Below are 21,942 nucleotides of genomic sequence, written 5' to 3'. Positions count from 1 at the left end.
TGGGGGAGTCGATAATTTATTGATATTGAGACGTACGAGTGCCATTAAACTCACCGCTACAACTGTCATTACCGGTTTACTTACCGGATGATGAAACCTTTAACAGTTATTATCCGGCAGCGGGTAATGATGAACTTATTCAAAAATTACGTGCCAATGCCGAAGGCCAAGGTGAGGCCGCCATTTATGTATGGGGGCCGGTTAAATCGGGACGTACCCACTTAATGCACGCTGCCTGTGCCCATGCGAATGAACTCGACCGCCGCAGTTTTTACCTTCCCCTTGGGATCCATGCGAGTATCTCAACCGCTTTGTTGGAAGGCTTGGAGCAGCTCGATTTGATCTGCATCGACGATGTGGACGATATTGCGGGTCACCCGATTTGGGAAGAAGCCATATTCGATTTGTACAATCGTGTCGCCGAGAACAAGCGTTGTGCGCTGGTGGTCAGCGGTCGCTCGGCCCCCGCGGATGCTGGTTTCTTACTACCCGATTTAGTCTCTAGAATGCAGTGGGGACTCAATTATCAGCTGCAACCCATGGCTGATGATGAAAAGTTAGCGGCACTGCAACGCCGTGCGGCAATGCGCGGATTACAGTTGCCAGAAGATGTGGGCCGATTCTTACTTAATCGTATGGCCAGAGACCTTCGTACCTTGTTCGATGTATTAGATAAACTGGATAAGGCGTCCCTCGTGCATCAGCGTAAGCTCACTATTCCTTTTGCCAAAGAAATGCTGCACTTGTAATTGCATTTTCTGTGATTAGCTAGGCAGTGTTAACAAAAAGCCCGTTGCATACGACGGGCTTTTTGTCTCTATTTATCTCACTTCATCTCTAAGCTAGGTGTGATAAAGGGCTTTAGCCTAGTCTATCTGCTTGCTTAGCAATCCTGATCACTGTTGTGGATGGCGGTGACGGTCGCCACTGAAACGTAGCTCTGGCTCGGTAAGCGTTTCGCCACTGGGCGCTATAGACTGTGATCCTTTCACTGTGTTGGTATTGGGTGAAATCCCAAGGGTTTGGCGCCAGCTTTGGCCTTGAGTCATGGCAATGGGGTCCGGCAGGCTCGTGAGTAGGCTGATACCGTCAAGCTCTGGCAGCATGCCATCGATCACCAAGGCTGCGCGGTTCGCCAGACTATCATCGCCAATTCGGCCCCTTTGTCCCCACTCAACAATCACTGTATCTGCCGTGATCACTTCGGGCAGGTTAGTGACGGCCACATCGCGCTGGATCTGATAGCGATAACTCATCATGGCTTCTTCGAACAGCATCGCCGTGTCTTCGCGGGTACTGGAATAGTTGTAAAAGTCATTGGCGATGTCACCGGAGAAAAATGTACTCACATCCGAAGGTTGATAGGCTTTTTGAGTCGTTGTCGCTTTTGCGCCTAAGAAGCTCACGGCTGCAAGGCCCGTCATTTCGGTACTGATGAGGGGATAACTGCGACTCACTTGATCGGATATCAAACTCTTATTGGCATTTCTGCGGCTATAATCGTCCAACAATCTTGGGCCTGTGAGCGTGATGTGTATGCTTCTTGGGAAGAAGTCATTGGCGTGGGCGAGCTCATGGTACAAGAGTGAGGCGAGATCGGGATTAATTTGGTTGAGCGTGCGCGTGGCGCGCGTCGTGATTGGGAAGCCCTGGGAAGCATATTGGTTATTTTTAACGTAACGCCATGGCATGATGAAATTGAGTTCACTGCCAAAGTCGCTACGATAATCTGGCGCCTCGTTAATGGTGTCGCGCTGTGCTGGAGTGAGCCATAAATCATTAGGGTCGAGATAAATCGCTCCTGTAACCACCCAATAAAATGAGGGGCGCACATCATAGCTGATCACCACGGCGGTGACCGATTGTAGTAGGCGGGCAAAATCGCTGCTTGGGTCCATTTGACGTAAGAATGCGGCGAAATTGTCTCCCATCCAATCGTGGGACACTAAGACGCGATCGAGAATCGTGTCGACATCGAGCGTATTTGAGACTTGGCCGATTAGCGGCAATTGATTGATAGTACAAGCTTCTTTTAACTGATTTGAGTACACACAGCTCGTTAATGTACTAGCATAGGGAGAGGCGGGATGATAAGCGTGGGTGCGTGCCACAGGTGTATCGAAGTAGGTTGAGCTTATCGTGGGAGTAGCCGTGGTGAGCACATAGGCTTCGTCTGTCACGACATTACCGTTAATCGTGGCCGATGCCCTTAGGCGAGTTAAGGTATCTTGAGCAACAGTGGGCGCGGTAAACAGAGGTCTAAAGCTATCGCTAAGATCGAGTCTGACATCGGGACCCTCGGCGATACACCAATTGATACTTGATGCACTAAGGCCCGCTTGCTGAGCGATTCGTAGGCTCACATCATTACCCTCAACGGCTTGATGATCTTGACGAATATTCAGCATTCCCCCCGCGTTGCTGTCGGCATTGATCGCTATCTCACCCGTCTCATCGATATTGCTGCCGCTGATTTGTAGGCTAAAACGATAGCTGCCTGCTGCGGGAATATCGAAGGCTAATACAGGGCTATTTTGACTCACGAGTTGAATGCTTGGGCCTTCCAACTGCTGCCAGCGGAAGGTGAGATCCTGTGAATCGCGATTACCGAGGCTGGCAATAATGGCACTGGATTGTCCCGCCACATATTGGGGCTCAGTTTTAAAGCGGATGGCGCCTGAGTCTGTGGTGATGAGCGGACTGACGGTGGCGCAGCGTGGCACGTTAGTGGTTGGTGGGGTGACTGTACCACCATCACTATTATCTCCACCTCCGCCACCACAGGCGCTCAGTGCGACGGCTGCCGCGATAATACTTAATCGACGTATTGGAACCCATTTTTCCATCATGACTCACTCCAATTAACGCTATATTATTGTTTTTGTAGTATGACTAGCTTGGTTTGCCGTCATAGCTTGGCATATCGACCGACTATAGCACGCTCTTTTGGTTACAAAAAGTGATGAAAGGTAAGTTAAATGTTGTCAGTTTGCGGAGTTGGAGCCGTACCGACAAGGGATTAATACAGCAGCGTTTTTGGCTGTGAGTGAAGATTTTAAAAGTGGGGCAGCTTTATCGAATCATGATGTTTCGAATCACGGCTTCTCTAATCACAACTACTCGAAATAAAGAGCGCGGAGCGGTATTAAAACCGAACCGCGCTTGTTAATCGGAACTTGCTCATCGGTACTGGCTAATCGTGACTTGCTGTCCGCTGCCAGCGATGAGATTGATTGGATCTGAGTATCAGTCTTGCTTGTCGGACTTTTTCTTAAGACCTAGGCCGAGTTCACGTCCACGGATGCGAGCATAAAACGGGAACGCGACTAACAGCGCACCAATCAGCAGGACTTCAATAATGGCAAAGGCCAATGCATCGGTCGTGACATACAGCAAGGTGAGGGCGTGCAGCATATATAAGCATAAAATAAAGCTGGCCCAAGCGTAGGTGTATGGGTTGCCCTTTAAAATGCCTCTTAGAGGCAACAATAAAGGCACTAGCCAGAGTAGGCTGAATAATAAGGTGTATTCCCCATTGATGCCCTGACCAATAAACCAACCGCCCAGCAGGAGAACGAGGGCAAGATAGCCTAAACGGTTCAGTGTCAGCAGAGTGCTTGAGGTCATGATGTTCCTATCTTAATCGCATCGAATGATGGTGAAATGGCCGAAGATTAGAGAATGTTCAGTACATTTTCCGGTGGACGACCAATGGCAGCCTGTTGATTGGCCAGTACTATTGGGCGCTCAATCAATTTTGGCGTCTTGACCATGGCTTCGATAAGTTGATCTTCGGTTAATGCAGGATTGGCGAGTCCCAGTGCTTGATACTCGTCTTCCTTAGTGCGCATTAACTCTCGGGCGCTGAGTTTGAGTGTGGCTAAAATCCCACGGATATCAGCGGCGCTTGGAGGATTCTTAAGGTATTCCACTACTGTGATATCGCAGCCTCGCTGCTCGAGAAGGGCTAGGGTTTCACGGCTCTTTGAACAACGTGGGTTATGGTAAATCGTTGCTTGTGTCATAGTGCTCATGCTCAATCGGCTAAAACAATGGCGCGGATGATAGCAGAAAAAACAGCGCCCCGTCAGGGTGTTCGGGGCGCGATTATAAGCGATAGAGATAAAATGGCTGATTTTACTTCAGCGCATCCATCTCTTTATCCGCTTGTTTAAATTGGCGGATACGGGCTTCGATTCGTGCTAGCTGTAATTGATTTCCTTCTGAGGCGCGGTAGGCAAAGTTCAGCTGATCGATTGCCCCTTTATAGTTAGCCCCCAGCGCCATTAATTCAGCATTGGAAAAATACTCCATGCCCTGATTACCCAATTTTTTATAGGCAAGATTGAGCAGTTGATAGGGCAGTTGATTTTGCTTATCCAGGAAAATCATATCTTCCAATAGCGGGATAGCCTTAGCTGGCTCACCTGCCTCAATATAAATATTGGCTAAGTTCGCGTTAATCACCTGCGATGTAGGTTTCATCTTACGCTGCGCTTCGAGTAACTTAGTCGCTTGGGCATAATTCTTGCGCTCGTTGAGCAAATCAGTTTTGGTATCAATGTAAAACAAGTTGTTATCATCGATTTTTAATAGATCATCGATAATCTTTTCGGACTCATCAAACTTCTTCAATCTAAACAATGCTAAGGCTTTACCGTAGAGGGCCGCCTCTTTAAAACCGTAGGTTTGCTTATTGAGCTGTTTTTCAAACATGCTCAATACGGCATCATCGCTGTAACTGGAAAAGCGCACCTGAATACGGGCTTTAGCGAGCTGGAAGTTCAGATTATCCGGCACATAGCGGTGCGGATACTGGTGGGCGCGATCCCGCGCCTCGGAGATCCGTGACTCGGGTAATGGGTGAGTCAGCAACATTTGCGGTGGCGTGGTGGTAAAACGGTAGCGACTGGCGAGTTTGCCAAAGAAATCGGCGGCCGCATTGGGGTCAAAGCCCGCATCAACTAAAATTTGCATGCCGATCCGGTCGGCTTCTTTTTCATGCAGACGGGTATAGTTGATTTTTGATTGGGTCGCCATGGCTTGAGTGGTTGCCAGCGCGGCCATCCCTGCCTGAGGAACGGCGATGGTTAATAAAATCGCCCCGAGTAAGCCCGCAACTGTCGCAGGGCCACTTTTTTGCTGGGCTTCGAGTGAGCGCGCCAAGTGACGTTGGGTCACGTGGGTAATTTCGTGGCCGAGTACTGAGGCCAGTTCACTTTCGTTATCGGCGTTAAGGAATAGCCCAGTGTGTACTGCAACGTGGCCGCCGAAGAAGGCGAAGGCGTTGATTTCATCGTTTTGCAGTAAGAAAAAATAAAAGGGCGTTTTGACTCCCGTGGCGTGGGCGACCAATTTGTTGCCCAGTTCAGTTAAATATTGGCTCAATACCGGATCGTTCAGCATTGGGGCCGATGAGCGAATAACGCGCATATAGGCATCACCGTAGACCATTTCTTTTTCTAGGCTGAAGGTATTGACGGCGGCGGTGCCCAAGTCGGGCAAGTCGTTGTTGGCAAAACTCTTTGCGGCTCCACCGAGTAACATTAATGAAAGCACACTCGCCGCAAGGGGTTTACATCGGGTCAAAAACGTCAAGTTACGCAAGTGGATCCTTTAATTCTTTTAAGTGTCTCAACTAAGGCTAGGGTAGCGCTTAGCTTGTAGTTTGAGTTGCAACTTAGGATAATAGCCCAAGTTCCTTCATAGCAAGTTCATTATGATTTTTATTGATTTAACATCATTTCGCTGCCCCGTTCCCTTGGTTAAGGTCAAACTTGCGTTGAAGTCCGTGTCTGCTGGCGACAGCTTACATATCCTACTCTCAGACCCAGGTTCCCGCCGAGATGTTCCCGCGTTTTTTAAAAAACAGGGGCATACAGTCGTGACATTGCAAGATGACGCCAGCCAATTAGGGCTATTAATCACAAAAGTTGATTTATCGCAGGGCTAAGCACGCCCAAAGCATGATTCAATGCCTCAGGAAAAATGGCCAGTTGGCATCGTTGATTGAAACTTCGCCTAGGCGTGTCGGTCATAGGTAGCAGTTAACTGATTTTCAAGCATATACACAGTAAAACGGATGCGATAAGGTTAACCACCAAAGCATAAGCATCTTTCCTGCGTTTTCGGAAAGCCAATCACCTCATTGGAACGAATTCATGTTTAGTTTTTTCTCTCGTTGGTATCAAGAGCGCTTTAGCGATCCTCAGGCGGTGACGTTGCTCGCCATTCTCGTCGGCCTTGCCCTAGTGTTGTATTTTGCGGGTGGCTTATTAGCGCCGTTACTCGTGGCGTTAGTGCTGGCCTTTTTACTCGAATGGCCCGTGGCGCAAATGCTGAAATTGGGGATTAATCGCACGACGGGCGCTTCCTTAGTACTCGTGCTGTTTTTAGGGATAGTGGTGCTGCTGACCTTTGGCCTTATCCCGAGTGTGTGGCGCCAAGGCGTGAGCTTGATGACAGATTTGCCTAGTATGATCGACAAGGGATTACAAACCTTGCAGGGATTAGCGACCCAGTATCCGCAGTTTGTAAGCTCTGAGCAGCTCAATTTAATGGTCGCCGAGCTTAAAAAACTGCTCGATACCCAGCATCTGCTCGATATTGCCAAGCAACTGATAGGTTATTCGGCCTCGTTATTGGTGCTGATGGTGTACGCCATTTTAGTGCCCTTATTAGTGTTTTTCTTTCTGAAGGATAAAGACCAACTGATCAGTGGCAGTAAACGTTTTTTCCCTACTAATCGACAGCTTGCCCGCAAGGTGTGGTTCGAGATGCACCAGCAGATCTTCAACTATATTCGCGGTAAAGTGATTGAGATTGTGATTGTCGGAGTAGCGAGCTACATCTTCTTTGCCTTTATGGGGCTGAGATACTCGGCTTTACTCGGGGTGTTGACCGGTTTGTCTGTGCTCATTCCCTATGTGGGCGCGACCTTAGTCACCTTGCCCATCATGTTGGTGGCCTTCTTCCAGTGGGGCTTTAGCTCTGAGTTTGGATATTTGATGTTAGGTTACGGCATTATTCAGGCGTTAGATGGTAACGTGCTGGTGCCTATTTTGTTTTCCGATGCGGTGGATTTACACCCAGTCATCATCATTGCCGCCGTGTTAGTGTTTGGCGGTTTATGGGGCGTTTGGGGCGTGTTCTTTGCCATCCCATTGGCGTCCTTGGTGAAAGCGGTGATCAATGCTTGGCCGAAAACCGAGATTGAACCTGTAGCGATAACAAAGGTGAAGGCGGATTCGGCAGAAGCCTAAGCCGTTGGCAGTAGATAAAACTGATAGGTAAAAGCTAATAGATAAAAACTGAGCCAGAGTGCTCAGTTTTTTTATCCACTAACTATTTGTACTAATCATTGTTTGTTGTACTAACGATTGCGGCACTCATCATTGCTGTAATAGATGTTGCGCGGTGGCGGCAAGGGCGCGATACACTAAGGTCGTTTGCTTGGCTTTTATATTCCAATGTTGCCAATAGAGGGGCACCCGAATGCGTTTTTCTGGGGTGAGTTCAATCAATAGGCCTTTGTCTATCAAAGGTTTTGCCTGTAAGTGTCCCACTAAACCATAACCCAGACTTAAGTTAATCGCCTCTAAAAAACTCTCCGATGAGGGAATGCTGTGTTGCCACCATTGGCCTGGCAACATTTGGAAATACTGGGCGAGGTACTTTTCATGCATTTTATCTTTAGTAGAAAACACCACGGCCGGGGCTTTCGCGAGCTGCGCTTGGGTAATTTGAGCGCCGACATCATCGCTATTTTCTGCCCATTCAAAATAACGTGCTGCAAATGCCGGGGTGGCGACACACATATATTCCATGGTCCCTAAAAACTCGCTGCTGCAACCGGCCATCGGGTTGGCCGTTGTAGTCACACAACCGACGGCCTCACCGTTTTTCAATAGGTGATGGGTGTAGGACTCATCATCGACAATCAATTCCAGCAGCCAAGCATGGCGGCTGAACATATCGGCCAAGGCGGGCAAAAACCATGTCGCTAAACTGTCGGCATTGACGGCAATCCGCACTGTCGTGGGATGGTTTGGGTCATCGGCATCTAACTCGGCTCTCAACTCGCTCTCGAGCAATTGCACCTGTGAATAGTGGCGCACTAAACGTTTACCCGTGGGAGTTGCCACCACGGGCGTTGAGCGGATTAGTAAGGATTGGCCGACTCGTTCTTCTAATTGCCTGACACGCTGTGACACTGCCGATTGCGTAATATGCAACACCTTGGCGGCGCGCTCGAAGCCGCCTTCGGAGACGACGACCGCAAGCGCTTTAAGATTGGCGTATTCCAACATGATTGCCGTCCTTAAAATTATTAATTTTACTTATGATACATAAAAAACATTAGTTATATTAATTTTGTTGTTTTGTCTATGCTAGCGCCTTCTTCAGACATGAGAGGTAGTTATGCAAACGGCGTTTATACAAGGTATGGGCATTGGTGGTAGTTTGATTATTGCCGTAGGGGCGCAGAATGCCTTTGTGCTAAAGCAGGGGATTAAGCGAGCTTATCCTTTGCCGATTGCGCTGCTTTGTTCAATCATCGATGCCTTAATGATCACTGCGGGTGTGGCGGGGCTTGGGCACATTATCGAAGCCTTCCCGACCATCAAACATGTGGCCAGTTTTGGTGGTGCCGCCTTTTTGATTTGGTACGGTGCTAATGCACTTAAGGCCTCGTTTGTCGCTAAAGGGATGGAGATGGGCAATGCGCAAAATGCCGACACTTTGCGTAAGGCCATGCTGACCACACTTGGGATCAGCCTGCTTAATCCACACCTTTATTTAGATACAGTCGTGCTGCTGGGGAGCATTAGCACTCAGTTCGAAGATGCCCATCGTCCTTGGTTTGGTGCGGGCGCGGTACTGGCTTCATTTATTTGGTTCTTCAGCCTAAGTTTTGGTGCGCGTTTATTGGCGCCGATATTTAGCCGCCCAGCGGCGTGGCGATACTTAGACCGCTTTATTTGGTTGACCATGTGGAGCATCGCCGCGGCAATTATTTGGCCTTATCTGGCATAAGTTTGGGTGATTAAGTAGCATCCGCTTGAATTTATTCCACAAATCAGGTTGATTTTTAGACGCAAGCTGAAAATTTTTCATGAAAAAAGGCCCTGATAAAGGGCCTTTTTGCGTTCAACTGCTAATTTTTTGTGCGCAGTGTTGAGCCGCGAGGGATTAATGCGGCACTAAAGTGCGCAATTAACCAGCAATTTTTGCCAGTACAACTTGGTGATGATCGCTGGTTTTAAACTTATCGAACACATGGGCAATGGTGCCGTCGGTGTTGATGAGGAAGCTCAATCTATGGATACCGTCGTAGATTTTGCCCATAAACTTTTTCTCGCCCCACACGCCAAAGGCATCGGCCACGCTATGGTCTTCATCGCTGAGCAGGGTAAAGTTAAGCGACTGTTTTTCCGCAAACTTAGCTAATTTAGCCACGGGATCTGGGCTAATGCCAAGCACGATCACTTTATGGCTGTCGAGTTCGGCTTTACTGTCACGTAAACCACAGGCTTGCACTGTGCAACCAGGGGTTGAAGCCTTAGGGTAAAAGTAGACTAAAACCGGGCCGCGCGTTAAGCATTCTTGTAGGGAAACAGCATTACCCTGTTGATCTTGAAGGGTAAATCGCGGCGCTTTCGCGCCAGCGGTTAATGTGTTCATCAATTATCCTCTATCGCTTCTTGAGGGGGTGCCTTCCATGCGTCTAATGGTGCAATCCAGTGCCATTTCTTCAGAGAGTTGATAGATACTTTTTTCGAGCTTTTCTAGTTCAACTTTTTCAGGAATATTGATGGTTAACGAAATCGTCTGGGTTTGCTCACCGTTGTCGAGTTCTTCAGAGAAAGAGCGTACTGCGGCTAAGTCTAAGGAACGGTCGGCGAGGAACTGGGTGATAAGCTTCATGGTGCCGCGCTGATCCTTACCGGTAAAGCGCACTTCAAGGCGTGAAAGGTAGTTTTGCGGCGTATGTTTAGAGGTGCGCTTCATCACTGTCATCAGTTCTAATTCAACACTGAGACTCGGGAGCAGGCTTTCAATTTTCGTTATGGATGCCCACGAACCTGACAACATCATGATTAAGGTAAATTCGTTACCAAATAATGCCATACGGCTGTCGACGATATCGCAGTCACAGTCGCTGGCAAGTCGAGCTAGTTTACTTACGAGTCCAGGACGGTCTACGCCCATTGCGGTTACGACCAGGAAATTGGTCATGAATTGTCCTCACTTTTTCGATATCATAGAGCGAAAACTCGAGACTGAGTGCCGAGTTTTTGTGCGGGATATAATGCTACCATAACTAATTCAATTTGAGAGCCCCGTTAGTGCTTGTCATTAATGGTTGGCATCAGTACCATAGCGAATCCTGAAATTTTGGGGAAGTCAGATGATAAACGGAAGCATCGTAGCCTTAATCACGCCAATGAACAGTGATGGCTCAGTAGATTTTGCAAGTCTTGAAAGGTTAGTCGAATTCCATATTGACCAAGGCACAGACGCCATCGTCGCCGTGGGCACTACCGGCGAGTCAGCGACTCTGCCAATGAATGAGCACGTTACTGTGGTCGCGCAAACGGTTAAGTTTGCCGCAGGCCGTATTCCTGTGATTGGTGGCAATGGCGCGAATGCGACATCTGAAGCTATCGAACTCACCAAGTCTTTATCTAAAGTAGGGGTTGCCGCCATGTTAGGCGTGACACCTTACTACAATAAACCCACGCCAAAGGGCTTAGTCGCGCACTATAAAGCGGTCGCGGCGAGCACGGATATTCCTCAAATTCTCTATAACGTTCCTGGCCGCACCGCGGTTGATATGAAGCCCGAAACCGTGGCTGAATTAGTGGGCGTTAGCAATATCATCGGCGTAAAAGAAGCTACGGGTGATGTATCACGAGTGCAGCGTTTACGTGAGCTTTGTGGTAACGACTTTATGTTGTACAGCGGCGATGACGCAACAGCTAGAGAGTTTTTACTCCTTGGCGGTAATGGCGTAATTTCGGTTGCCAACAACATAGTGCCGAAAGCCTTTAAAGCCATGTGCGACGCCGCGCTTGCAGGTAATGCCGAATTAGCGGCGAGCATCGATGAGCCGCTGCGTGGTCTGTATAGCACACTGTTCTGTGAAGCGAACCCAATCCCTGTGAAGTGGGCCGCTCACCGTATGGGACTGATTGAGTGTGGCCATATTCGTTTACCTTTGACTGAACTTTCTGAGCAATGTCATGGTCTGTTGTTAGATGCAATGACTCGTGCCCAGATAGAGGTTAAATAATTAATGTTAAAGAAAGTTACCCCACTGTTCCTAGTTGCTGCCGTTGCAGCTTGTAGTTCGCCATTAGAGCGTCGTCAAGCTAACGGCGGTGAAGACTATGTGCAGGCCGAGCAAGCGCCAATGCTGAAGATCCCCGAGGGATTAAAAGCACCGCCATATAATAAAGAATTTGAAGTGCCTAACTTAGGGCCAAAGGCAAACACTTCGCTGGTTGGTAAAAATCTCGATATCCGTCCTCCACTGCAAGTGCTGCCAATGGCAGAAGGCACACACGTGGAAGAGGGCAGCGATAACATCAAGATCGTCGTTGAATCGATTGATAACAGTGTCGACCTTAAGCAAGAGATCTTCACTAACTTGGATGGCTTCTTTGCTAAGCAAGGTATCAACATCCTCAATCGCGATTTCGATAAAGGCAGCATAGAAACCGATTGGATTGAAAACAGTGAGGTGTTGGAGTCTAGCTTCTGGGGTTCGGATAAAGAATATTTGCTACGCCAACGTTTTCGCTTCGACGTAGAAACTCGTCCGCACGGCCGTACCGCTAACATCGTTATCCACTTGGTTGAACACCAAGAGTTTTACGACGGTAAAGAGCAAGATGTCCTGTTAAGCAGTGAAGATAAACAGCGTTACACCATCGACATGCTCAACAGCTCTATCGCTTACATGAGTGTGAAGCGAGAGCAAGCGATTCAAGCGAACCGTTTGAAGCAGACCTTAGGGATCAATGTGGATTTAGTGACGCCTGAAGAAGGTGCTGCTTACTGGTCCGCGAAAGCGCCATACAAACAAGTGTGGGATCGTCTGCGTATCGTGCTGCCAGAAATGGGCTTTGAAATTGCCGATATGGACAGCGCCAAGGGGCTTTACTTCATTAAGTTTACCGACAACTCTGGTTTCTGGAGTTCGTTGTGGAACGACAAGCAATTGGCCTTGAAGGAAGGCAGTTACCGCATACTGCTTGAAGACGGCGATAGCCCAGAGGAAACCAAAATCCTGCTGCGCGACGGTGAAGACCAACCACTGTCGAATGAAGTCGTGACCAATGTGTATCAGTCACTGTCGAACCTGATGAAAGAAGAGCGCAAACTGCGTTAATCCTACCTCAGTCAACAAAAGGGCGATTTAATCGCCCTTTTTTGTGCCTGCCATTTGAGCGCCGCTATGCTCACCCTGTGCGTTAACTATACAGAATGATGTTTCAGAATATTTCTGGCGTATATCAATATTTAAAGCATGGTTTTAGATAAAGTGTTTTCAATTTTGACTTTTGTTGAAGTAATTCGCTAAAAGTGCCAATTATCCTACTGTATTCTTAATCCTGCTTATCCTTTCTGACTCAAATTGCCATTTATTACATATTTTATGTAGTTGGCGTAATTTGTAAGGAAAAGTAAAACGTATTGATGCAATGATGCGAGTGGGTAAACTAGCCGTCACTAATGCGAGTCATCATCATTTGGAAGCCAGATGAAAAAAATCATAATTATCATCGCCATTTTGGCTGCGGGCTGGTTTGGATACCAAAGTATGCAACCCCAAGCGCCGCAGCAAGCTAAAGTTAAGCTCACCCCTAATGTGGTTATCGCGACTGCCGTTATGGCCCCTGTGCGTGACGAAGTCGAAGCCATAGGCACCAACAAGGCCTTTGAGTCTGTAACTATCACGCCTAAAGTTACCGATGTGGTTACTTCGCTCAAGTTTGATGATGGCGATATCGTCAAAAAGGGCGACTTATTGGTACAACTACAAAATGCTGAGCAGATAGCCAAAGTGAAAGTGGCGCAGGTGAAGGTGAGTGACAATCAGCGCGAGTTAGCGCGGATCAGCTCTCTGGTGACCAGTCGCACTGTGGCGGAGTTAGAACGTGACCGTCTGCAAACCTTAATCGATACCACTCGCGCTGAGTTAGAGCAGGCGCAATCATCCCTCAATGATCGCAGTATAGTGGCGCCCTTTAATGGCCGTTTAGGCCTGCGTCAAGTGAGTGTGGGTAGCCTAGTGACGCCAGGTACTGAGATCACTACACTCGATGATATTTCTAAGATTAAATTAGACTTTTCGGTGCCTGAGCGCTTCATTCAAGACCTACAGCCCGGCAAACAAGTCGAAGCCAAAGCCGTGGCGTTCCCCGATGAAATCTTTAAAGGCAAAGTGATTTCTATCGATAGCCGTGTTAATCCAACCACTCGCGCCGTGATTGTTCGCGCCGAAATCCCAAATCCTGATTTACGTTTACTGCCCGGCATGCTGATGAAGGTCAAACTGATCAAGCGCAGCCGTGAAGCGTTGATGCTGCCTGAGTCGGCGATTATCCCGATCCAAAAAGAGCACTTTGTTTACAGCGTCAATAAAGACAATGTGATTGAGCGTAAGCAAGTCACCATTGGTATTCGTACTCGCGGTTGGGTTGAAATCCTCGGTGGTTTAGAGATTGGTGAAAACGTGGTGATCCGCGGGCTACTTAAAGTGCACCCAGGCGATGTGGTCAAAACCGAATTGGCTGAGAAGTTTAGCTATCTTTCCGATGCTAACGCGGAGCCAAGTGTATGATCCTGACAGATCTTTCCGTTAAACGACCTGTATTTGCCTCGGTTATTAGCTTATTGCTGGTGGCCTTTGGTTTAGTGGCATTCGATAAGTTACCGCTGCGGGAATACCCTAACATCGACCCGCCGATTGTCTCGATTGAAACTAACTATCGCGGTGCCAGTGCTGCTGTGGTCGAGAGCCGTATCACCCAGCTGATTGAAGATAGGATCAGCGGCGTCGAAGGCATTCGCCATGTGAGTTCATCGAGCAGCGATGGCCGCTCACAAGTGACCTTAGAGTTCGATATTAGCCGCAACATTGAAGATGCGGCGAACGATGTGCGCGATAGAATTTCAGGCCTGCTCGATAACTTACCCGAAGAAGCCGATCCCCCAGAGGTACAAAAGGCCAACGGTGGCGATGAAGTGATTATGTGGCTCAACTTAGTGTCGGATCAAATGACCACATTAGAGCTGACCGATTACACCCGCCGCTATTTATCCGACCGTCTGTCCGTGGTGGACGGTGTGTCGATGATCCGTATCGGTGGTGGCAAGGTTTACGCCATGCGAGTATGGCTCGACAGACAAGCCCTAGCATCCAGAAGCTTGACGGTAGCCGATGTCGAAGCCGCGCTTAGGGCTGAAAACGTTGAGTTACCCGCAGGTTCGATTGAGTCTAAGGAGCGTCACTTTACTGTGCGTTTAGAGCGTAGCTATCGCAGCGCCGAGGACTTTGCAAATTTGGTGATTTCCCAAGGGCAAGACGGTTACCTAGTGAAGCTGGGCGATGTGGCTAAGGTGGAGGTTGGCTCGGAAGAAGAGCGCATTATGTTCCGCGGCAACAAGGAGGCCATGATAGGGCTTGGGGTGTCTAAGCAATCGACAGCCAACACCTTGGAAGTGGCCCGCGCCGTTAATGCCTTAGTCGATAAGATCAATCCAACGCTGCCAGCGGGCATGTCGATTAAGCGCAGTTACGACAGTTCTGTGTTTATTGAAGCCTCAATTAAAGAGGTATATCAAACCCTTTTTACGGCAATGGTGCTGGTGATCATCGTTATTTATCTGTTCCTCGGCAGTGTGCGCGCCATGTTAATCCCCGCGATTACTGTGCCCGTGTCTTTGCTCGGTACTTTTATCGTGCTCTATGCCTTGGGATACACAATCAACCTGTTGACACTGCTGGCGATGATCCTCGCCATCGGTATGGTTGTGGACGATGCGATTGTGATGCTGGAAAACATTCACCGCCGTATCGAAGAAGGGGATTCGCCCTTAAAAGCGGCATTTTTGGGCGCCCGTGAAGTGGCCTTTGCGGTCATTGCTACCACTTTAGTATTGGTGGCGGTATTTATGCCGATCACCTTCCTCGAAGGGGACTTAGGTAAACTCTTTAAAGAGTTTGCGGTGGCCATGAGTGCGGCGGTGATCTTCTCCAGTATCGTGGCCTTAACCTTAAGCCCGATGATGTGTTCTAAGTTGCTGAAACCCGCATCGCAGGATTCGTGGTTAGTGCGTAAGGTCGATGGCATTATGACGGGCATTTCCCGCGGCTATCAAAGTTCGCTTGAGAAGGCGATGGCAAGACCTGTGCTGATGTCAGTATTAGTCTTGATTGCGCTTGGGAGCAGTGTGTTGCTGGCCCAAAAAGTGCCGCAAGAATTTGCACCACAGGAAGACCGTGGTTCCTTATTCCTGATGGTTAACGGGCCGCAGGGTGCGAGTTACGAATATATCGAATCCTACATGAACGAAGTGGAAAACCGTTTAATGCCGTTGGTGGACTCGGGCGATATTAAGCGCTTGCTGATCCGTGCTCCTCGTGGCTTTGGCCGCGCCGCCGACTTCTCTAACGGTATGGCGATTATCGTGCTCGAAGATTGGGGGCAACGTCGCCCGATGAAAGAAGTGATAGGCGATATTAACAAGCGCCTCGCGGATTTAGCCGGAGTGCAAGCATTCCCCGTGATGCGCCAAGCCTTTGGCCGTGGCGTGGGTAAACCTGTGCAGTTTGTGATTGGTGGCCCAAGCTACGAAGAGTTGGCCCGCTGGCGCGATATTATGATGGAAAAGGCTGCGGAAAATCCTAAGCTGCTTGGCCTTGACCACGACTATAAAGAGACCAAACCGCAGCTTAGAGTGGTCATCGACAGGGACAGGGCGGCTAGCCTTGGGGTATCGATTTCCAATATCGGCCGCACCTTGGAGTCTATGCTGGGCTCGCGTTTAGTCACAACCTTTATGCGTGATGGCGAAGAGTATGATGTAATTGTGGAAGGGGAACGCAGTAACCAAAATACTGCGGCCGATCTGCAAAATATCTATGTTCGCTCCGAACGGACGAAGGAGCTGATCCCACTGTCGAACTTAGTTACGGTAGAAGAGTTTGCCGATGCCAGTTCCCTTAACCGTTATAACCGTATGCGGGCGATCACCATTGAGGCCAGCTTGGCGGATGGTTATAGCCTAGGTGAAGCACTGGATTACCTCAATCAAGTGGCGCGTGCTTATCTGCCTGCGGAAGCGGTGATCAGCTACAAGGGACAATCCCTTGATTATCAAGAGTCTGGCAGCTCAATGTACTTTGTGTTCCTGCTGGCGCTGGGGATTGTGTTCCTGGTATTAGCGGCGCAGTTCGAAAGCTATATTCACCCAATGGTGATCATGCTGACGGTACCGCTTGCCACGGTTGGCGCCTTGATTGGACTGTGGTTTACGGGCCAGAGTCTTAATATCTACAGCCAAATTGGGATTATTATGCTGGTCGGTTTGGCAGCGAAAAACGGTATTCTGATCGTCGAATTTGCCAACCAGTTGCGGGATAAGGGCGTCGATTTTGACCGCGCCATTATTCAAGCCTCTTGCCAGCGTTTACGCCCCATCCTAATGACGGGGATTACCACTGCCGCGGGCGCCGTACCTCTGGTATTAGCCGCCGGTGCGGGGGCGGAAACCCGTTTCGTGATTGGTGTAGTGGTGCTTTCGGGCATTATGCTGGCGACCTTGTTCACTATCTTTGTGATCCCAACCGCCTACGGTCTCTTTGCCCGTAATAGCGGCTCGCCAGAAGCCATTGCCCAGCAATTAGAGAAGGAACTCGCCGAAGGCTGATGATCACTTAGCTTAGTGCTGATAACTAAAGCGCCTAACCTGCATTAAGGGTTAGGCGCTTTTTTTGCGGTAATTATGATAGTTAACCAAGTTGAATCAGTTTGGTGTTAAAAGACCGCAGAAGGGCCAGGGCCAATAAGCTTATTCATTGCCTTGACCATAGGTCAGTTCGCTTCCCTTGGCATTGTCATTTAAGATAGTTAAGCGGCTATCCAATAGCTGCTTTATCCGATACATGGCGGTTGATGAAAACGGCGATAATCTTATGCTTATCAGGTGCTGCGGTAATATGCAGTTTGCGCCACACTCGGCGCTTACCATCTGTGACATTGTGATGGAACTTGACTGAACAATCATGGACGACCTTTTGGGTTAGGTCGTTTGGCAAGTCAATAAACATTGCTGAGCTCAGCTTCGGCTTTAAAAATTGATGTAGAAACTAAGCCAATCAGGGCTTGCATCCAATTAACCCAATAAATATTGTCGAATGAAATCTTCTAAAGACAATGGCTTCCCCCAAAGATACCCTTGATAGCGCTCTATTTTCTTCGCTTTCAAATAATTAAATTGTGTTTCAGATTCGACACCTTCGGCTAACAAAGGCACATCGAGACTGCGCGCAAGACTAATAATGTTATCGAGAATTTGGGTATTACCACTATCGATGGTTGCGACGTACATCATATCAATTTTGATCATGTCAATTTCGGTATTGTGCAAATACTTCAATGAACAGTGGCCGGTACCGTAATCATCTAGCGCCACCAGTACTCCTTTGCTTCGTAGTTCGTGAATAGAATTGCGGTATTTTTCATTGCTAGAGAATTCTTTACGCTCTGTAATTTCAATCAGTAAACTGACAGGTTTGTCCGCAATGATGGCTTGAAATCGCTCTATATCTTGGCTGAGGGTATTACTATCAAATTGGTTGGGGCAGACGTTAAAACCGATACGAAAATTTTGCTCCATAACCGGAAAATGAGTAGCTGCAATAGCCGCAGCGCATTTTTTCATGAGAATCGAAGTAATGCCGACTATCTGCCCATTTGCTTCAACTTGATCAATGAATAGAGCTGGAGAGATGACGCCTTTATGGGGATGGATCCAACGTACCAATACTTCGCCACCGGTCACTTCACCTAAGTCATTTACAATAGGTTGAATATAGGGGTGAAATTGCTTCTGTTTTATCGCATGGCGTATACGCCAGTAATCGAGGCTGAAGGAGTACAAATAATGCGCCAAACTTTTGGCACTCACCAAGATGATGAATGTCCAACTCAGTAGCAAGGCACTGTAATAATTGTAAATGTAGATTGCAAAAGCACTGAGTGACACATTGCTGCCGACAACAAATAGTTGCTGATCGGGCAGGTTATTTTGCTCTTCAACAATATGTCCGTCGGGATAAAAAGTCGCATTCTCGACCCTTATTGTTGTTTGGATGAATCCCGAATCGCCGAGAATTTTAAAAATTGATTCAGGATAAACGGCAACATACAGACCGTAATAATTATCTTTTTCGAAGTGAAATGAGAGAATACTTTGACGGCTTTTGGTGCTGAATAAATAAGCATAGGGAGTTTGTTTTACATAACGTAATTCAATATTTTTTCCTGATGGTTTCCAATTAGTTATCTTGGTGGGAGCCTTGTACGATATAGTACTACAAATGATCATCTCCCCATGTGAAGCATTAATACTGCGAATAAAAGACGATGCAAGTAGAAGAGGCTGAGAAGCCAGAAGAAAATTATCGCATTGTTCGATTGGAAAAAATTGGGTTAATTTAGATTCGTAAAAATGCTGGATCTCTGTGATCGCATTAAAAAATTGCTGATTGACCCAGAGCTCGCGATCTTTGGCTTCCGAATGTAAGCGCGAATACCCGTAAGTTAATAGCAGCAAAACGCCAACTAAATAGATGACTAAAATCAGGAAATAGCGGAAAAAGATGTTGTTTTTGCACATAGCTATACTGCGCTAAATGAATTCCCACACCCAAGTATATATTATGAGTTGTAGTTTTCTCATAATGTAGTCCTGCTATCAGCTGTGATTTTCATTCCCCTATGAGCAGACCTCGCCATCCCCCTGTAAACTCCCTAACAGGACAGTTCGAGCATGGGCTACTCGGGGTTGGCGTAAAGCACTGGGCAACCAAATGAGGTAGTAGATAATTTCCGTATTAGTGCGGGGTGGTGGGATGAATTTTAGCTCACCGCTATTGAGCTGCTTTTCACATAAAAAATGTGGCAAAACAGACCATCCAATTCCCTGAACTAACAGATTTCTATGGGCTCTAAGGTCTTGTCCAACCATGGCAGGTATCAAGTTCGGTGCATCAATTCGGTTCGCGTTAAGCCAAGCATCCACTAATGATAATTCTAAGTTATAGGCTAACAGCGGCTCGTTTAGTAAAGCTTTGTTAAACTCAGCAGCTTGTTCAATCCGTTCGACCACAGCGGGAGACGCCACTGCAATCACCTTGTCGGTCAGCAGTATCTCACTTTTAAGGCGACTATCTGTCACTGGATGAGCAGAAATGCCTAAGTCACAATGACCTTCCAGCAGCATTTGTGTGACCATCGGACCATCACCAGTGTGCATTCGAACCCGAATACCGGCTTCCAACAATGGGGCTAATTCGGGGGCAAGATTTTCCGCCATAAAATCAGTATGGCCAATCAATTGCAAGGCTCCAGATACATCACGGGAACGTGCTCTTGCAGAGGCTAGGGCTGCTTCTACTGCATCTAATTTGTCCCCAATATCTGCCGCCAATTCATCCGCAGCAGACGTCGGCGATACTCCGTTAACCTGCCGTTCAAATAACGGTCTGCCCACAGCGACTTCAAGCCCTGCGATATGTTGCGATACGGCTGGCTGTGTAAGGTTCAACATGCGCGCGGCAGCGCTAATTGAGCGTTGCCGATATACCTCAATAAAAGTCCTTAGTCTGACTAACGACATACATACCCATAAATTTATTTATACCCTTACCAAAATAGCATTGTTAGCGCCTCACAGACACTTTTAATTATGCTTATCGCAACAGAAATGAGTTCAAACGTATGAAATGAAGGAATTTGTTATGGTGAAGAAAGAACTGTATCGCACAGAAGCTACTGCAACTGGTGGTCGAGATGCTATGTAAGTACGAAGACGGCTCACTACATGTGTGGTTAGGTGCCCCTAAAGAGCTTGGCGGACGTGGATTTGGTAATAATCCTGAACAACTGTTTGCAGCCGGATATGCGGCTTGCTTTTTAAGCGCCATGAAAGCGGTGGCGGTGGGTAATAAAACACAATTTGTCCAAGTGACAGAGGATACAAGCGTTACTGCAGAAGTGGGTATTGGCATGTTAGAAACCCAAGGCTACGGCTTGACTATAGCTCTGAACATCGAAATGCCTAGCGTTGACCAACTCGCGGTTGAAACCTTGGTGAACGCAGCACATCAAGTGTGCCCTTATTCAAACGCCACCCGCACGTGCAATTAAACATTATCTAATCAGCGTCGTTAGTCCTCTTTTATAAGAACAGGATCTCAATATGTCTCAAACAAAAACTGCATTACACAACATTCTCAATGGATTAAAAAGCGCTCAGCTTACACGCGGCCCAGCCGACATAGAATTACGTCGTGACCGTTTACACCGCGCCATCATATTGCTGAGTGAAAATCATCCACAACTGATAGCCGCGATCAGTGCCGACTTTGGTCATCGCAGTGCCTATCAATCACTGCTTACGGATGTGGCAGGCAGTATTCATGCGCTTGAATATGCGCAAGCACATGTCGAACAATGGATGCTGTCCGAGGTGGTGGCGGCTCCCGTTGATGGGATGCAAACTTGGATCCAGCAACAGCCCCTTGGTGTCGTTGGGATTATCAGTCCATGGAATTTTCCGCTCAATCTTGCATTTAGTCCGTTAGCCGGCATTTTCGCGGCCGGTAACACGGCGATGCTGAAACCGTCGGAGCTGACGCCGCATACTTCGGCACTGTTAGCTGAGTTGGTCACGCGTTATTTTGAGCCCCATGAGTTAGTCGTGGTATTGGGCGATGCCGAAGTCGGACAGGCGTTTAGTGCTCTTCCCTTTGACCATCTGGTATTTACGGGGAGCACGGCTGTTGGAAAACATGTCATGCGTGCCGCGGCAGAAAACTTAGTACCAGTAACATTAGAGCTGGGCGGAAAATCTCCCGTGGTGATTGCACCCGACGCAAACATTCAGCAGGTGGCTGAACGTATCATGACGGTAAAAACCTTTAATGCCGGTCAAATTTGTGTTTCACCTGACTATGTACTTATTCCACAGGGGGGTACGGATAATTTTGTCGCAGCGGCACGCCAATTTATGTCTGCAAGCTTGCCTTGTGTGCAGCAAAATGACGACTATACGTCGATAATCAGTCCGCGGCATTATGACCGTTTAATATCACTAATTGCCGATGCGAAAAGTAAAGGGGCTCAAGTGGTCAGCTTAGCACCCGATGGGGAAGTCGACTTTAACGCTGAAACTCGCAAGATAGCACCGCAGATCATTTTAAATGTGACCGAAGAGATGCTGATCATGCAGGAGGAGATTTTTGGCCCAATTCTCCCAGTAAAAACCTATCAACAACTGGATGAAGCTATAGATTACATTAATGTTCATCCTAGGCCGTTAGCCGCTTATTATTTCGGTGACGATTGTCAGCAACAACAATACTTTGCAGCCCGAACAACATCTGGCGCTCTGGTGATTAATGATGTCATGACTCACGTAGCTATCGAAACCATACCCTTTGGCGGCGTTGGCGCTTCAGGTATGGGGGCTTATCATGGTATCCACGGATTTAAACGATTTACCCATGCCAAAGCGGTGGTGATCCAAAGTAAGGACGGCGCTTCAGGTTTGCGTCTACGTGCACCGTATCAGCAAAAACATGCTGCATTAGCTACGCTTTTTAACGCTTAAACTTTATCTATAATCAACTCGCGTTGCGGG

General features: G+C 47.9%; 19 protein-coding genes and 1 pseudogene. 10 read left to right on the top strand and 10 right to left on the bottom strand.

Going from position 1 to position 21,942, the window contains the following annotated elements:
• Nucleotides 1-38: 38 nt before the first annotated feature.
• A complete protein-coding gene (gene hda, locus ACK5NH_RS09295; protein WP_011622356.1) occupies nt 39-749 on the top strand; it encodes a DnaA inactivator Hda in 711 nt (236 codons plus the stop codon).
• A 147-nt stretch (nt 750-896) separates the two neighbouring features.
• Here the strand turns inward: hda and ACK5NH_RS09290 are convergent, their stop codons facing one another.
• The 4 genes from ACK5NH_RS09290 to ACK5NH_RS09275 form a co-directional block, all read right to left on the bottom strand.
• The gene (locus ACK5NH_RS09290; RefSeq protein WP_416919465.1) at nt 897-2,849 is read right to left on the bottom strand and encodes a hypothetical protein; all 1,953 of its coding nucleotides are present in this window, start codon (nt 2,847-2,849) and stop codon (nt 897-899) included.
• Between the two features lie 397 nt (nt 2,850-3,246).
• Nucleotides 3,247-3,627 (bottom strand): DUF2069 domain-containing protein, encoded by a 381-nt coding sequence (locus tag ACK5NH_RS09285; protein ID WP_416919463.1) that lies wholly within the window; start codon nt 3,625-3,627, stop codon nt 3,247-3,249.
• Between the two features lie 47 nt (nt 3,628-3,674).
• Nucleotides 3,675-4,025, bottom strand: a complete 351-nt coding sequence (arsC, locus tag ACK5NH_RS09280) for an arsenate reductase (glutaredoxin) (RefSeq protein WP_416919461.1) — start codon at nt 4,023-4,025, stop codon at nt 3,675-3,677.
• Between the two features lie 112 nt (nt 4,026-4,137).
• Complete coding sequence (locus ACK5NH_RS09275) at nt 4,138-5,607, bottom strand: M48 family metalloprotease (protein ID WP_416919459.1); 1,470 nt, start codon at nt 5,605-5,607, stop codon at nt 4,138-4,140.
• A gap of 112 nt (nt 5,608-5,719) precedes the next feature.
• Here ACK5NH_RS09275 and ACK5NH_RS09270 point away from each other — a divergent pair, with 112 nt between their 5' ends.
• Entirely contained in the window at nt 5,720-5,953 is a 234-nt protein-coding gene (locus ACK5NH_RS09270; protein ID WP_109287608.1) for a sulfurtransferase TusA family protein, read from the top strand.
• Nucleotides 5,954-6,161: 208 nt separating this feature from the next.
• Nucleotides 6,162-7,262, top strand: coding sequence for an AI-2E family transporter (locus ACK5NH_RS09265; protein ID WP_416919457.1), 1,101 nt, complete (start codon nt 6,162-6,164; stop codon nt 7,260-7,262).
• A 129-nt stretch (nt 7,263-7,391) separates the two neighbouring features.
• Here the strand turns inward: ACK5NH_RS09265 and ACK5NH_RS09260 are convergent, their stop codons facing one another.
• Complete coding sequence (locus ACK5NH_RS09260; protein WP_416919455.1) at nt 7,392-8,309, bottom strand: LysR family transcriptional regulator ArgP; 918 nt, start codon at nt 8,307-8,309, stop codon at nt 7,392-7,394.
• Between the two features lie 112 nt (nt 8,310-8,421).
• Here ACK5NH_RS09260 and ACK5NH_RS09255 point away from each other — a divergent pair, with 112 nt between their 5' ends.
• Nucleotides 8,422-9,036: a LysE/ArgO family amino acid transporter gene (locus tag ACK5NH_RS09255; RefSeq protein ID WP_416919453.1), complete on the top strand. Its 615-nt coding sequence runs from the start codon at nt 8,422-8,424 to the stop codon at nt 9,034-9,036.
• 180 nt (nt 9,037-9,216) lie between these two features.
• Here the strand turns inward: ACK5NH_RS09255 and bcp are convergent, their stop codons facing one another.
• Together bcp and ACK5NH_RS09245 are read right to left on the bottom strand one after the other, a co-directional pair.
• Nucleotides 9,217-9,684 carry a thioredoxin-dependent thiol peroxidase gene (gene bcp, locus ACK5NH_RS09250; protein ID WP_416919451.1) on the bottom strand — a complete coding sequence of 156 codons (468 nt, stop codon included), beginning with the start codon at nt 9,682-9,684 and terminating at the stop codon, nt 9,217-9,219.
• Nucleotides 9,685-9,687: 3 nt separating this feature from the next.
• Nucleotides 9,688-10,239: a glycine cleavage system protein R gene (locus ACK5NH_RS09245; RefSeq protein ID WP_011623102.1), complete on the bottom strand. Its 552-nt coding sequence runs from the start codon at nt 10,237-10,239 to the stop codon at nt 9,688-9,690.
• Nucleotides 10,240-10,411: 172 nt separating this feature from the next.
• Between ACK5NH_RS09245 and dapA the strand changes: the two genes are divergently transcribed.
• From dapA to ACK5NH_RS09225, 4 genes are all read left to right on the top strand, one after another.
• Entirely contained in the window at nt 10,412-11,296 is an 885-nt protein-coding gene (dapA, locus tag ACK5NH_RS09240) for a 4-hydroxy-tetrahydrodipicolinate synthase (protein WP_416919449.1), read from the top strand.
• 3 nt (nt 11,297-11,299) lie between these two features.
• Nucleotides 11,300-12,397: an outer membrane protein assembly factor BamC gene (gene bamC / locus ACK5NH_RS09235; RefSeq protein ID WP_416919447.1), complete on the top strand. Its 1,098-nt coding sequence runs from the start codon at nt 11,300-11,302 to the stop codon at nt 12,395-12,397.
• Nucleotides 12,398-12,769: 372 nt separating this feature from the next.
• Nucleotides 12,770-13,852, top strand: coding sequence for an efflux RND transporter periplasmic adaptor subunit (locus ACK5NH_RS09230; protein WP_416919445.1), 1,083 nt, complete (start codon nt 12,770-12,772; stop codon nt 13,850-13,852).
• Nucleotides 13,849-16,944, top strand: a complete 3,096-nt coding sequence (locus tag ACK5NH_RS09225) for an efflux RND transporter permease subunit (RefSeq protein WP_416919443.1) — start codon at nt 13,849-13,851, stop codon at nt 16,942-16,944. The genes ACK5NH_RS09230 and ACK5NH_RS09225 overlap by 4 nt, the downstream gene beginning before the upstream one ends.
• 141 nt (nt 16,945-17,085) lie before the next feature.
• On the opposite strand, the gene ACK5NH_RS09220 is transcribed toward ACK5NH_RS09225, so the two are convergent.
• The 3 genes from ACK5NH_RS09220 to ACK5NH_RS09210 form a co-directional block, all read right to left on the bottom strand.
• A complete protein-coding gene (locus ACK5NH_RS09220; RefSeq protein ID WP_416919441.1) occupies nt 17,086-17,274 on the bottom strand; it encodes a hypothetical protein in 189 nt (62 codons plus the stop codon).
• A 135-nt stretch (nt 17,275-17,409) separates the two neighbouring features.
• Nucleotides 17,410-18,915: an EAL domain-containing protein gene (locus ACK5NH_RS09215; RefSeq protein WP_416919439.1), complete on the bottom strand. Its 1,506-nt coding sequence runs from the start codon at nt 18,913-18,915 to the stop codon at nt 17,410-17,412.
• A 99-nt stretch (nt 18,916-19,014) separates the two neighbouring features.
• On the bottom strand, nt 19,015-19,917 hold the full coding sequence (locus ACK5NH_RS09210; RefSeq protein WP_416919437.1) for a LysR family transcriptional regulator: 903 nt from the start codon (nt 19,915-19,917) through the stop codon (nt 19,015-19,017).
• 106 nt (nt 19,918-20,023) lie between these two features.
• Between ACK5NH_RS09210 and ACK5NH_RS09205 the strand changes: the two are divergent.
• Nucleotides 20,024-20,447 (top strand): annotated as a pseudogene (locus ACK5NH_RS09205) (organic hydroperoxide resistance protein).
• Between the two features lie 52 nt (nt 20,448-20,499).
• Nucleotides 20,500-21,912 (top strand): coniferyl aldehyde dehydrogenase, encoded by a 1,413-nt coding sequence (locus ACK5NH_RS09200; protein ID WP_416919435.1) that lies wholly within the window; start codon nt 20,500-20,502, stop codon nt 21,910-21,912.
• Nucleotides 21,913-21,942: the final 30 nt, after the last annotated feature.

This window comes from Shewanella sp., from assembly GCF_047975355.1.
Lineage (GTDB): Bacteria > Pseudomonadota > Gammaproteobacteria > Enterobacterales > Shewanellaceae > Shewanella.
This window is presented reverse-complemented; position numbering and strand designations above follow the sequence as displayed.